The sequence below is a fragment of the Ensifer sp. Root31 genome, assembly GCF_001424825.1.
Taxonomy (GTDB): domain Bacteria; phylum Pseudomonadota; class Alphaproteobacteria; order Rhizobiales; family Rhizobiaceae; genus Ensifer; species Ensifer canadensis.
In genome coordinates this window covers 605240-617398 of sequence record NZ_LMCO01000012.1, presented here as the reverse complement: position 1 = coordinate 617398, position 12159 = coordinate 605240, and the positions used below count along the sequence as shown (strand labels likewise).

At 62.4% G+C, this 12159-nt stretch carries 11 protein-coding genes and 1 pseudogene; 1 reads left to right on the top strand and 11 read right to left on the bottom strand.

Annotation, left to right across the window (positions count from 1 at the left end):
* From leuB to ASD00_RS14670, 11 genes and pseudogenes are all read right to left on the bottom strand, one after another.
* Nucleotides 1-1034: pseudogene (gene leuB / locus ASD00_RS14715) on the bottom strand (3-isopropylmalate dehydrogenase); the annotation flags it as partial.
* Nucleotide 1035: 1 nt separating this feature from the next.
* Nucleotides 1036-1199, bottom strand: a 164-nt coding sequence (locus ASD00_RS41650; RefSeq protein ID WP_244496054.1) for an isocitrate/isopropylmalate family dehydrogenase, incomplete at its 3' end; no start/stop codon positions are given.
* 45 nt (nt 1200-1244) lie between these two features.
* The gene (locus ASD00_RS14710; RefSeq protein WP_057207297.1) at nt 1245-2636 is read right to left on the bottom strand and encodes an amidase; all 1392 of its coding nucleotides are present in this window, start codon (nt 2634-2636) and stop codon (nt 1245-1247) included.
* 57 nt (nt 2637-2693) lie between these two features.
* Nucleotides 2694-3668 (bottom strand): oligopeptide/dipeptide ABC transporter ATP-binding protein, encoded by a 975-nt coding sequence (locus ASD00_RS14705; protein WP_082523564.1) that lies wholly within the window; start codon nt 3666-3668, stop codon nt 2694-2696.
* Complete coding sequence (locus tag ASD00_RS14700) at nt 3665-4678, bottom strand: ABC transporter ATP-binding protein (protein WP_057207296.1); 1014 nt, start codon at nt 4676-4678, stop codon at nt 3665-3667. The genes ASD00_RS14705 and ASD00_RS14700 overlap by 4 nt, the downstream gene beginning before the upstream one ends.
* Entirely contained in the window at nt 4675-5535 is an 861-nt protein-coding gene (locus tag ASD00_RS14695; RefSeq protein WP_025430101.1) for an ABC transporter permease, read from the bottom strand. The genes ASD00_RS14700 and ASD00_RS14695 overlap by 4 nt, the downstream gene beginning before the upstream one ends.
* Complete coding sequence (locus ASD00_RS14690; protein ID WP_057207295.1) at nt 5535-6485, bottom strand: ABC transporter permease; 951 nt, start codon at nt 6483-6485, stop codon at nt 5535-5537. The genes ASD00_RS14695 and ASD00_RS14690 overlap by 1 nt, the downstream gene beginning before the upstream one ends.
* 158 nt (nt 6486-6643) lie before the next feature.
* A complete protein-coding gene (locus tag ASD00_RS14685; protein ID WP_025430103.1) occupies nt 6644-8119 on the bottom strand; it encodes an ABC transporter substrate-binding protein in 1476 nt (491 codons plus the stop codon).
* Nucleotides 8120-8257: 138 nt separating this feature from the next.
* Nucleotides 8258-9004, bottom strand: coding sequence for an SDR family oxidoreductase (locus ASD00_RS14680; RefSeq protein ID WP_025430104.1), 747 nt, complete (start codon nt 9002-9004; stop codon nt 8258-8260).
* Between the two features lie 20 nt (nt 9005-9024).
* Nucleotides 9025-10464: an aldehyde dehydrogenase family protein gene (locus ASD00_RS14675; protein WP_156585558.1), complete on the bottom strand. Its 1440-nt coding sequence runs from the start codon at nt 10462-10464 to the stop codon at nt 9025-9027.
* 1 nt (nt 10465) lies between these two features.
* Nucleotides 10466-11149 (bottom strand): GntR family transcriptional regulator, encoded by a 684-nt coding sequence (locus tag ASD00_RS14670; RefSeq protein WP_025430106.1) that lies wholly within the window; start codon nt 11147-11149, stop codon nt 10466-10468.
* A gap of 211 nt (nt 11150-11360) precedes the next feature.
* Between ASD00_RS14670 and ASD00_RS14665 the strand changes: the two genes are divergently transcribed.
* Entirely contained in the window at nt 11361-12143 is a 783-nt protein-coding gene (locus ASD00_RS14665) for a GntR family transcriptional regulator (protein WP_025430107.1), read from the top strand.
* Nucleotides 12144-12159: the final 16 nt, after the last annotated feature.

Here is a 12159-nt window from a genome sequence, read left to right as displayed (position 1 = left end):
GCCTTGAACTCGGAGAGGATGGCTTCGCCCATTTCGACGGTTCCGACCTGGCGTGCGCCTTCGGCCATGATGTCGCCGGTGCGGATGCCCTTGTCGAGCACGGTGGCGATCGCCTTTTCCAGGTTGTCGGCTTCCGTCACCAGGTTGAAGGAGTAGCGCAGGCACATGGCAAACGAGGCGATCATGGCGATCGGGTTGGCGATGCCCTTGCCGGCAATGTCAGGGGCCGAACCGTGCACCGGCTCGTAGAGCGCCTTGCGCTTGCCGGTGACACCATCCGGTGCACCGAGCGAGGCCGAAGGCAGCATGCCGAGCGAGCCGGTCAGCATCGCCGCCACGTCCGACAGCATGTCGCCGAACAGGTTGTCGGTGACGATGACGTCGAACTGCTTGGGCTGGCGCACCAGCTGCATGCCGCCGGCATCGGCCAGCATATGCTCGAGCTGGACATCGGAATATTTCGCCTTGTGGGTTTCGGTCACCACCTGGTTCCACAACACGCCCGACTTCATGACGTTGCGCTTTTCCATCGAGCAGACGCGGTTGTTGCGGGTGCGGGCCAGTTCGAAGGCAACGCCGGCGATGCGCTCGATCTCGTAGGTGTCGTAGACCTGGGTGTCGATGCCGCGCTTCTGGCCGTTGCCGAGATCGATGATTTCCTTCGGCTCGCCGAAATAGACACCGCCGGTCAACTCGCGCACGATCAGGATGTCGAGGCCTTCGACCAGTTCCGGCTTCAGCGACGATGCGGCGGAAAGCGCCGGATAGCAGATGGCCGGGCGCAGGTTGGCAAACAGCTGCAGGTCCTTGCGCAGGCGTAAGAGACCGGCTTCGGGACGGACCTCGTAAGGCACGGCATCCCACTTCGGACCGCCGACGGCACCAAACAGCACGGCGTCGGCTGCAAGCGCCTTGGCCATGTCCCCTTCCGAAATCGCCTGGCCGTGGGCGTCATAGGCAGAACCGCCGACGAGGCCTTCGTCCGTCACGAAGCCGGCGCCAAGCTCGGCATTCATGTAGGCGATGATTTTGCGNGCCTGGCCGTGGGCGTCATAGGCAGAACCGCCGACGAGGCCTTCGTCCGTCACGAAGCCGGCGCCAAGCTCGGCATTCATGTAGGCGATGATTTTGCGCACTTCCGCCATGGCTTCCGGGCCGATGCCGTCGCCGGGAAGGATGAAAAGCTTACGATCGGCCATTTCGGCACTCCTGTCGTTTCAGTGTTTGTGTTGGTGCAGGGCGGCTCATGCGGTGACCTTCGGCCATGGCCGCTGTTGCGGACGCAGGGTCTCGAATGCTCGTGCAAGGCGCAAGACCCCGATATCGTCAAACTGCTGGCCGATGATCTGAAGCCCGATCGGCAAACCGCTGGCAGTATAGCCGCAATTGACCGAGATCGCCGGCTGTCCGCCCATGTTCACCGCGACCGTAAAGGCGATGTGCTCGAACGGCTTCTGTGGGTCATTGATCGGCGAGGCCCATTCGGCGGGATAGGACGCGGTCGGTGCCGTTGGCGAGAGGATGAAATCAAAACCGGTCAACGCCGCATGGATGGCGTTGCGCATGGCGTCGATCTGGGCGAAGCCGGTATAGACGTCGCGGCCGGAAAAATCCTTGGCCGTCTCGATCCAGTTGAAGATGTAGGGCAGTATCTGCGCCTGCTGTTCCGGCGAAAGACGCGAGACGTCTTCCCAACCGCGCGCACGCCAGAAGCGATCGAGGCCATCGATCATCTCGCGGGTGAGGAAGGGCTCGACAGGCTCAATGATGACACCGGCGTCCGCGAAGAGTTTTGCCGCTTGGCTGACCGCCTGCTCGGTTTCCGCGCTAACCGCCTGGCCAAAGCCGGCATCGAGCCAGAGGCCGATCTTCAATCCCCTGACATCGCGTTTAAGGTCGAGCCAGGGGATATCGGCATAGGGCAACGACATGGTGTCGCGTGCATCCGGCTTCGACAAAACGGACATGTAAAGCGCCGTATCGGCGACAGTGCGGCTCATCGGCCCGGCGACGCGGCCGATGAACGGCGGATTGATCGGGATCCGGCCCGCCGAAGGCTTCAGACCAACGACGCCGCACCAGCCGGCCGGCAGGCGGACGGAACCGCCGATATCGGTGCCGATATGGAGCGGACCGTAGCCGGCGGCTGCGGCCGCACCTGCTCCGGCGCTCGAACCGCCGGGATTGGTCGACAGGTCCCAGGGATTGCGCGCCAGCTTGTGAAAACTGGAAAGGCCGGAAGACAGCATGCCGTAATCAGGCATGGTGGTCTTGGCCAGAATGACGCCACCCGCCTCGCGGGTGCGCGCCGCCGGCGGCGCATCGGTCACGGCCGGCACCAGCGGCACGGCCGCGCAGCCAAGCGGCACAGCCGTTCCCTTTGTCGCAATGTTCTCCTTGATCGTCACCGGCACGCCATCGATCGCGCCCAGAGGCTCACCCTTGCCCCAACGTGCCTCGGACGCCTTCGCCGCCTTGCGCGCCTCGTCCGGATCGTAGGCCCAAAGCGCATTGAGTTTCGGCTCGGATGCATCGATGCGCGCGATGACAGCATCGACGACTTCGACGGGAGAGAGCTTTCGCAGGCGGTAAGCCTCGACAAGATCGACGGCGGTGAAATCGGCAAGATCGGACATGGGCAATAATTCCTGCAACAAGAGCAACTCCGGAGAATTGCAGAATTTCAAAGAGTTCTAGGCAAAGTGACAGCGGGCGGACCAGGCCGGCGTCACCGGCTTGGCCATGGGCGTTTGGGCGAGACAGATATCCTGCCTGCGCGGACAGACGGCGGCATAGGCGCAGCCCTCTGAGGTCGTGGCGGTATGGACAGGCGTTTGCGGCGGGGCGTTCGACCGGACCCGCTTGCGGCGTCCGGCAAAGGGTTTCGGCACGGCGGCGACAAGCGCCTGCGTGTAGGGGTGGCGCGGGTTGTCGAACACCTCGTTGGTCGGTCCCTCCTCGACGATCCGCCCGAGATGCATGACGGCGACCCGGTCGGTGATGGCGCGAACCACGCCCAGATCGTGGCTGATAAACAGATAGGAGAGCCCGAGCCTCTCCTGCAGATCCATCATCAGGTTCAGCACCTGCGCCTGGATCGAGACGTCGAGCGCCGAAACCGGTTCGTCGGCAACAATCAGCGCCGGTCGGGTGATGAGTGCGCGCGCAATGGCAATACGCTGGCGCTGGCCACCGGAAAACTCGTGCGGATACTTGTCGACTGACGCCAAGGGCAAGCCGACCGCCTCCAGCACCTCCTCAACGCGCCGGTTGCGCTCAAGCGCGCTGGTTCCGCGTTCCAGTGAGACGATGGGTTCGCAGATGATGGTCCGCACCGTGTGGCGCGGATCGAGTGACCCGTAGGGATCCTGGAAGATCGCCTGAAATCCCTTGCGCGCCTCCCGCAACTCTGATCGGTCCAGCGAATAGATATCCTTGCCGGCAATGGTAACCTGCCCCGATTGCGGGCGTTCAAGCCCCATGACGGCGCGCGCAAGGGTCGATTTTCCCGAGCCGCTTTCGCCAACGATGCCGAGGCTCTTGCCGGCGCCAAGCTCGACGCTGACACCGTGCAGCACGCGCAAGCTGGTCTGCTTGGAAAAGATCGATGGGCGCGGCAACTGGTACTCGCGCACCAGATCGATGGTCCTCAGAATGACATTGCTCATGGTGCCACCATCCTTTCGCGTGGATGAAAGCAGGCGGCGCGATGCTCCACATTCCTGTCGGTATCGATCAGATCCAGTGGCGGTATCGCCCGCCGACAGTCGGGCTGAACGAAGGCGCAACGCTCAGCAAAGGAGCAATGGTCCGGCCGCGCAAAGGGATCGGGAACGATGCCCGGGATTGCGTTCAGCCTTGGCCTTCCCCCGATCTGGCGCGGAGCAAGGGCAGCTCCATGAGGAGACGCAGCGAAGAGGCCCCTCGCATAGGGATGCGCCATGCGCGCGAACACGTCGTCGGTGCGCCCCGTCTCGATGACACGCCCAGCATACATGACCGCGATACGGTCGGTCATTTCGGAAACCACGCCGAGATCGTGGGTGATCAGCATCAGGGCCGTACCGGTGTCTTCGATCAGGTCGTCGAGCAGATCGAGGATCTGTGCCTGCACCGTCACGTCGAGCGCGGTCGTCGGCTCGTCGGCAATCAACAGGTCCGGTTCGCAGGCGATCGCCATGGCGATCATCACGCGCTGCCGCTGGCCGCCGGAGAGTTGATGTGGGTAGAGGTCAAGATTGAAGCGCGGCGCCGGCAGACCAACCCTGTCCAGCAAGGATCGCGCCTTCTTTTCCGCATCGGCTCTGGTTTCGCCAAAATGAAGGCGTCGCCCTTCGGCGATCTGGGCGCCGATCGACTTGACCGGGTTGAGGGCGGTCATCGGCTCCTGAAAGATCATCGCAATGCGCCGGCCGCGATATCTGCAGAATTCGGCTTCGGGCAGATCTGCGAGGTTGCGGCCATCGAACATCAACTCGCCGCGCACCCGCATGCGCTGCGGCAGCAGTCCCATCACGGCGAGCGCCGTCATGGATTTGCCGCTGCCGGATTCTCCGACGATACCGAGGCGTTCGCCGCGATTGAGCTCAAGATCGACGTCGCAGACGATATCGACCTGGGTCATGCCCGCTGACAGCTCGACCGACATTCCGACCATTCGTAGCAAGGGTGCCGTCATCTTTGTCGCCTCACGCGCGGATCGAGAATGTCGCGCAGGCCATCACCGAGGAGGTTGAGGCCGAGCACGGCGAACGTGATCGCAAGTCCCGGGAAGATGGCGAGCCATGGGGCCTGATAGATGAAGGTCTGGGCATCGTTCAGCATCTTGCCCCAGCTTGGCATCGGTGGCTGGGTGCCAAGACCGACATAGGAAAGGCCGGCTTCTGCAACGATTGCTAAGGCGAACTGGATCGTCACCTGGACCAGGAGCACGTGGTTGATGTTGGGCAGGATGTGCAGAAAGGTGATCGCCACGTCGCCGCGACCGGCGCAGCGGGCCGCCTGCACATATTCGCGCTTCCAAAGCCCCATCGAAGCGCCACGGGTCACGCGGGCAAAGACCGGAATGTTGAAGATGCCGATGGCGATCATGGCATTGGTCGCGCCGGGGCCGAAGATGGCCGTGATGATGACCGCCGTCAGCAGTGCAGGAAAGGCAAAGGCAAGATCGCTCATGCGCATGACCAGGCCATCGACCCAGCCGCCGCGGGCCGCAGCCCATGCACCGAGCGGCACGCCGATGCCGGCGCCGACGAGCACCGCGACGATCGAGACCGCGATCGAGTTGCGCGCCCCGGCCATGATCATCGACAGGATATCGCGGCCGAAATTGTCGGTGCCGAACCAATGGGCGAGGCTTGGTCCCTGAAGCTTGTCGCGGAAATTCATCGCCGTCGGCGAGAAGGGTGTCCAGACGGTGGAAACCACGGCCATCGCAATGAGGATGGCGGTGACCGTCAGGCCGAACATCAGGCTTCGGCTACCAAAAAGCTTGGCCAACAGGCCTGGTTCCGAAGTGATTGCCGAGGTGCTCATCAGTGGCCTCCCCTCGACAGGCGCGGATCCAGATAGCCGTAAACGAGATCCACGAGAAAATTGATGGTGATGACGGACGCGGCAAGCAGCGTCACGAGCGTCTGCACGGTCACCAGATCGCGCTGCGCGATCGCCTGAAAGACCAACCGGCCGACACCCGGCAGATTGAAGACGTTCTCGATGATGATCGTGCCGGCAAGCAGAAACGAAAACTGCAGGCCGATGATGGTGACGACGGGGATGAGTGCGTTCGGCACCGCATGCCTCCAAAGCGCACCAGCGCGCGAGAGGCCCTTGGCGCGGGCAGTGCGGATGAAATCCTCCCCGAGCGTTTCGATGACGGCCGAGCGGGTGACGCGTCCGAGAATGGCGGCGAGTGGCAGGCCGAGCGCAAAGGCTGGAAGAATGAGCGATTGCAGGCCGCTCCAGATACCGTCCTGCCAGCCGGCAAAGCCCGAGGCCGGAAACCAGGCAAGCTTCAGCGCGAACAGCAAAATGAACAGAAGCGCAAGCCAGAAATTGGGGATGGCGACGCCGACCTGGGCGATGCCCATGACGACCGTGTCGCCGGCCTTGCCGCGATTGGCCGCGGCATAGACGCCAATGGCGATTGCAACCACGACCGAGATCGCCATGGAGAGGAGAGCCAGGGGCAATGTCACCAGGATGCGGGGTCCGAGTAGTTCACGGATCGGCACCGAATAGGTGAGACTCATGCCGAAATCGCCGACGACAAAGCCACCGATCCACTGGAGGTAGCGGATCCAGATTGGCTGATCGAGGCCCAGCTGCCGGTGCAGCGCCGCGATCGCGTCCGGGTCGGCGTTCATGCCGAGCATCAGCACTGCCGGGTCGCCGGGCAGCACCTGCATCAGCAGAAAGACGATGATAGAGGCGACCAGGGTCGTCAGTACGAGCGACACAAGGCGACCGCCAACAAAGGAAATCACATCAACCTCCCGGAATGAGCGAGCGTTGACCGGCGCCGGGGACGGTCAACGGCTGATCTGCATCCGCCCCCATTTGTGGAGGGGCGAATGCTGGAGCGGGATGAGGAAAAGTGTGTGCGGTTTTCAGCCCGCATACCGCTCCACCTCATGAGAAGCGATCAATTTTCCCAGTAGGTCTGGGTCTGATCGTCCGCCGGCACCGGCATGTTCTTCCACAGACCCTTCACCTTCTTGTTCCAGACGCCGATCTTCGGAAGGGCGTAGAGGAAAACGTTCGGTTCATCGGCCGCCAGTTTACGCTGAAGCTGGCCGACGAGATCGAGCTGTTCGGCTTCCGTCGACGCGAGCGTGAAGGACTTGTAGAGCGCCTTGTAGTCCGGGTTCTGGTAGTTGAAATAGTATTTGTCGCGAGCGTAAATATCGAGATCGCGGGCTTCGGCGTGTGCGATGATCGTCGCGTCGAAATCCGAGTTCTTGAACACCTGGTCGAGCCATTGCGCGAACTCGATCGGAACGAGGTTCACCTTGACGCCGACTTCGCTGAGCATGGCCGCGATGATCTCGCCGCCGCGCCGGGCATAGGCGGGTGGCGGCAGCATGATGGTCATTTCCAGACCTTCGACACCGGCCTCCTGCAGCAGTTGCTGCGCTTTGCCCGGGTCATAGGGATAGGTTTCGTTCAGATCTACATAGCCGGGCTCCACCGGGGAATAATGCGAACCGATCGTCTCGCCGAAGCCCGAATAGGTGCCTTCGACCAGGGTCTTCCGGTCGATCGCATGGGCAAGCGCCTGACGAACCCTGACGTCGTCAAACGGCTTGCGCGCATTGTTCAGCGCAAGAACCACCTTGCCGGAGGTGCTGCCGACCTCGACCTGGAGGTTGGGATCGCTTTGGAACTGGCTGACGAGTTCGGCGGCCTGGAACATCGGGAACGCATCGACGTTGCCGGCAAGAACGGCGGCTGCGGCTGCGGACGGGTCGCTGATGAACTTGAAGGTGACTTCCGTCAGCTTGGCCGGTTCGCCCCAGTAATCGGCGTTCTTGTTCAGCACGACCTTGTCGCCCTTCGCCCATTCCTTGAACGCGTAGGGGCCAGTACCGACAGGCTTGGTCTTGTTGTCGGCGGCCGATGACGGCGCGATCATGACCGCGTCACCCCATGCCATGTTGAACAGGAAGTTGGATGCCGGGCGCTTCAGGGTCACGACTGCGGTTGCCGGATCCGGGCACTCGGTCTTTTCGATCGGCTCGAAGAGGCCCTTCTGCGCATTGGTGGAGTCCGCTGCGACGGCGCGCTCATAGGAGAATTTGACGATCGAGCAGTCGAATGGCGTGCCGTCGTGGAACTTGACGCCCTGACGAAGCTTGAACGTGTAGCTTTTCTGGTCGTCGGAGATTGCCCAGCTCTCGGCCAGGAGCGGCTTGACGGTGCCATCTTCAACCACGCGCACCAGGCCTTCGAACAGGTTGCCGTAGGTGATATAGCGGATCGGCGCGGCGGCGCCCGCGGTCGGGTCGAGGCCCGGCGGTTCCAGCACCTGGCCGACGGTAATCGTGTCCTTGGCCATGGCTGTGGTCAGCGATGCGGCGATGAAGCACGAAGCAAGTGCCCATTTCGTCAAGTTAAGCATGGTTCCCCCGCTTTGCGGTTTGGTTGTTTATGGTCCCACTGCATGTTTCCATTAATCGCATCCGATTGAAGGAAACATGCAGTCAATCAAAGTGCCGCGACTTTCGTGCGCCCTAAGAGACGCGCGGCGCTGTCGTCATCAGATCGAACGCCCGCCATCGACGTCAAGTGCAACGCCGGTGATCATCGACGCCTGCGGCGATGCGACGAAGGCGGCGGCCTCGGCGAGATCCTCGGGCTTCAGCAAGCGGCCCAACGGAATGGAATCGCGGAACTTCTGGCGAATTTCCTCGGTATCCTCGCCCATGAAGGTCGTCAAAAGCGGCGTCTCGCCGGCAACCGGATTGAGGGCAACGACGCGAATGTTGAACGGAGCAAGTTCGATCGCCAGCGCCTTGGTCGCGGAGACCACCCAGCCCTTCGTCGCATTGTACCAGGCAAGGTTCGGCCGCGGCCGGTTGGCGCCAGTCGAGGCGATATTGACGATCACGCCTGTCTTGTTCTGTTTCATGTGCGGCAGCAGCGCGCGCGTCATGAGATAGACGCCACGCACGTTGACGCCGAGGATCCTGTCGAACTCGTCCGGCTCCACCAGCTCGGCGTTTTGTGGCTTGTGGCCGATGCCGGCATTGTTGATGAGAATGTCGACGCGGCCGAACTTCTCGAGGCTCGCGGCAACGGCGGCGTCGACGTCCGATGATTTGGAGATGTCGCATACGACGGCAAACGCATTGCTGCCGAGTTGCTTGGCCACGCGCTCGGCCCCTGCGGCATCGCGGTCGACAACGACCACCTTGGCACCGCCGTCGATGAAACGCTTCGCAATGCCCTCGCCGAAACCGGAGCCTGCACCGGTGATGAGAGCGATCTTACCTTCTAGTGACACTTGTTCCTCCCGACGCTGAACTAGCCGTGGTAAACCGAGATGGTTTTCATGCTGGCGAAGCCGTAGAGGGCTTCGAAACCCTTCTCGCGGCCATGGCCCGATTTCTTGACGCCGCCGAAGGGCAGCTCGACGCCGCCGCCGGCGCCATAATTGTTGACGAAGACCTGACCGGCGTGGACGGCGCGCGCCATGCGCAGCTGCCTACCACCGTCGTTTGTCCAGACCCCGCAGACGAGACCATAGGCGGTGCCGTTTGCAAGGCGAACGGCCTCCTCTTCGCTGTCGAACGGCATGATCACCTGGACCGGGCCGAAGATTTCTTCCTGTACCGTGCGGTGCTCTTGCGGCACGTCACGCAGCAATGTCGGTGCGACATAGGCGCCGTCAGCGGGTGCGTCGGCGACGATCACGCCCTCAGCCGCGATCTTCAGGCCATCCTTGGCGGCATCGGCAAGGAAGCCCTCGATGATCGCCTTTTGCCTATGCGAGACCACCGGGCCAAGCGACAGATCGGCGCTGGCCGGTCCGACCCTGAGCGCGCGATATCTTTCGCTCATCTGCGCCACGACGTCTTCGTAGATGGCGCGCTCGACGAGGATGCGTGACGAGGCCGAACAGGTCTGCCCGGCGTTCTGGATCCCGGCGTTGACCAGGAATGGCATGGCACGGTCGAGGTCCGCATCGGCAAAGACGATCTGCGCCGACTTGCCGCCGAGTTCGAGCGTCACCGGCACCGCATTCTTCGCCGCCGCCGTCTGCACCATCTCACCGGTGCGCACCGAACCGGTAAACGAGATATGGTTGACATCAGGGTGTTCGGAAAGCGCGGCACCCGCTTCCGCGCCCAAACCGGTGACGACGTTCAGCGCTCCTGATGGCAGGCCCTCTTCTTCGGCGATGCGTGCAAATTCCAGGATGGTCAGGCACGCCTCCTCGGCCGGCTTGACCACGGCCGCATTGCCCATGGCAAGGGCTGCGCCGAGGCTTCGACCAAGGATCTGCATCGGATAGTTCCACGGGATGATATGACCCGTAACCCCATGCGGCTCGTAAATGGTCAGCACGGTAAAGCCGTTCTGATAGGGGATGGTGTCGCCATGCACCTTGTCGGCGGCGCCGCCATAGAATTCCAGATAGCGCGCGAGCGCGACGACATCAGCCCGCGCCTGTGTCAGGGGCTTGCCGACATCCCGCGCTTCAAGCTCCGTCAAAAGGTCGATGTTGCGCAGCACCGCTGCCGAGATCCGGCTGAGCACCCGTCCGCGTTCGGTAGCCGTCAACTGCCCCCATTGGCCGCCAAGTGCCGAGCGCGCCGAGCGCACGGCCACGTCGATGTCGTCCCGGTTTCCCCGGGCAATGCGCGCGAATATCTCACCGTTGGAGGGATCCCTGACGGCGATGTGCTCGCCGCCAATTGCGTCCTGCCACGTGTTCGCGATGAAATTGCCGTAAGTCTTCACATCATGCCTCGTTGTCAGTCTCGCCCTGCGGGAGGAGCGTTTTCAATCTCATGGCCGTCGCATGGATATGCGCGCGCGCCAGCTTCTCAGCCTGATCAGGGTCCCTTGCCGCTATCGCCTCGACAATGAGCCGATGCTCGGCAACGGCAGTGCTGGCGCGTTCGCTGGAAAGCGAAAAGGCCGGAGCGAAGACCTGAGAGGTCATCCGCAGAAGCGGCCCGAGCGACGCCAGCGACGCATTGCGCGAAGCACTGACGATTGCCTCGTGAAAGACGACGTTGGACTGGGTGTAGGCGCCGGGATCCCAGCGCTCGACGACCTTCTGCTGCTGATCGATCTGTTTCGCGAGCGCCTTGATTTCGGATGCTGTGGCGCGCTCGGCGGCATTGCGCGCCGCCACGCCGTCCATCGCCTCGCGCACAGCATAGGCATCGAGAAGTTTCGGCAGGTCGGCGGTGGCCACCCTGACACCGCTGCCCGGTTTGTTCACAACGAGCCCGTCGCGCTCCAGCACCCGCAAGGCCTCGCGAAGCGGCGTACGGCTGATGCCGAATTCGGCAGCGATCCGCTCCTGGCGCAACGTCGCTCCAGGCGCATAAACGCCGGCATAGATGCGCTCGCGAAGCGCCTGGGCAACTTCGTCGAGCAGGCGCGACTGGCTTCGCCATTCAAAGGTTTGACTCATCGATCCCTCCCAAGATCGAGGCAAATTGTATCCAGGATACAGACGATGTCAATTGCGATTGATAGGCCAGCGAACCGCCACGCGGGATCGGGACCGGAAGAGGCGTGATTTTCCGACGCAGACCCCTCGCTCGACGACAAAATTATTTACAGTTGACAATCGCACTCTAAGACATCAATCTTGCAACTAAGATATCAGTTAGCGGATAGATATGTCTGAGATTGTCACCATACCGGCACTTCCACTTGACGAGCTCCTTCGGCCGTCCCTGATCGAGGGTGCGGGCAACACGACGTCAAAGGTCTATCGCCTGCTTCGGCAACTGATCGTCGAGGTGAGGTTGCTGCCTGGCCGCGCGTTGCCGGAAAAGGAGGTCGCCGCGATCCTCAACGTCAGCAAGACACCGGTTCGCGAAGCGATCATCCGCCTCTCGGAGGAAGGCCTGATCAAGGTCGTGCCGCAGGGCGGCACGTTTGTCGCGACGATCGAGGTCCAGCGCTATATCGAGGCGTGCTTCATTCGCTTTCGGTTGGAGGCCGGAGCGGCCGCAGAGGCGGCCAAGCGCCACACGTTCGAAGATCTCGGCCGCCTTGAACTCTGCCTCAACCAGCAGATTGCAGCCGTAGAGGGCGAGGATTACACGAATTTCTTCGAGCTCGACGAGAGCTTTCATAAAGCCATCTTCGCAGCCGCGCGTCTGAGCGGTGTGTGGACCTTCGTCAACCAGGCGAAGGGCGAGATCGATCGCATGCGCCATTTGAAGATGGTCTTCGGCGTTCGCCGCACTGCAGAAGTCATCGAGGAACATCGGGCCATCGTCGATGCCATTCGTGAAGCTTCGCCGGATGCGGCCGTGGCGGCAATGAGCCGACACCTCGGCTCGCTCGAAAGCAAGATTACCGAGCTCTCACGCGACCCGAAGCTGTGGAGCTACATTGAATCGATCAATGCGACAACGACAGAAAAACGGAGGCCGCGGCGCAACCTGACCTAAGGGGTTCGCGCCGGCG

Excerpts from the sequence above, each read along its gene's own strand:
- ASD00_RS14710 (WP_057207297.1), bottom strand. The coding sequence starts at position 2,636 with ATGTCCGATCTTGCCGATTTCACCGCCGTCGATCTTGTCGAGGCTTAC.
- ASD00_RS14670 (WP_025430106.1), bottom strand. The coding sequence starts at position 11,149 with ATGAGTCAAACCTTTGAATGGCGAAGCCAGTCGCGCCTGCTCGACGAA.
- ASD00_RS14700 (WP_057207296.1), bottom strand. The coding sequence starts at position 4,678 with ATGACGGCACCCTTGCTACGAATGGTCGGAATGTCGGTCGAGCTGTCA.
- ASD00_RS14685 (WP_025430103.1), bottom strand. The coding sequence starts at position 8,119 with ATGCTTAACTTGACGAAATGGGCACTTGCTTCGTGCTTCATCGCCGCA.
- ASD00_RS14705 (WP_082523564.1), bottom strand. The coding sequence starts at position 3,668 with ATGAGCAATGTCATTCTGAGGACCATCGATCTGGTGCGCGAGTACCAG.
- ASD00_RS14665 (WP_025430107.1), top strand. The coding sequence starts at position 11,361 with ATGTCTGAGATTGTCACCATACCGGCACTTCCACTTGACGAGCTCCTT.
- ASD00_RS14695 (WP_025430101.1), bottom strand. The coding sequence starts at position 5,535 with ATGAGCACCTCGGCAATCACTTCGGAACCAGGCCTGTTGGCCAAGCTT.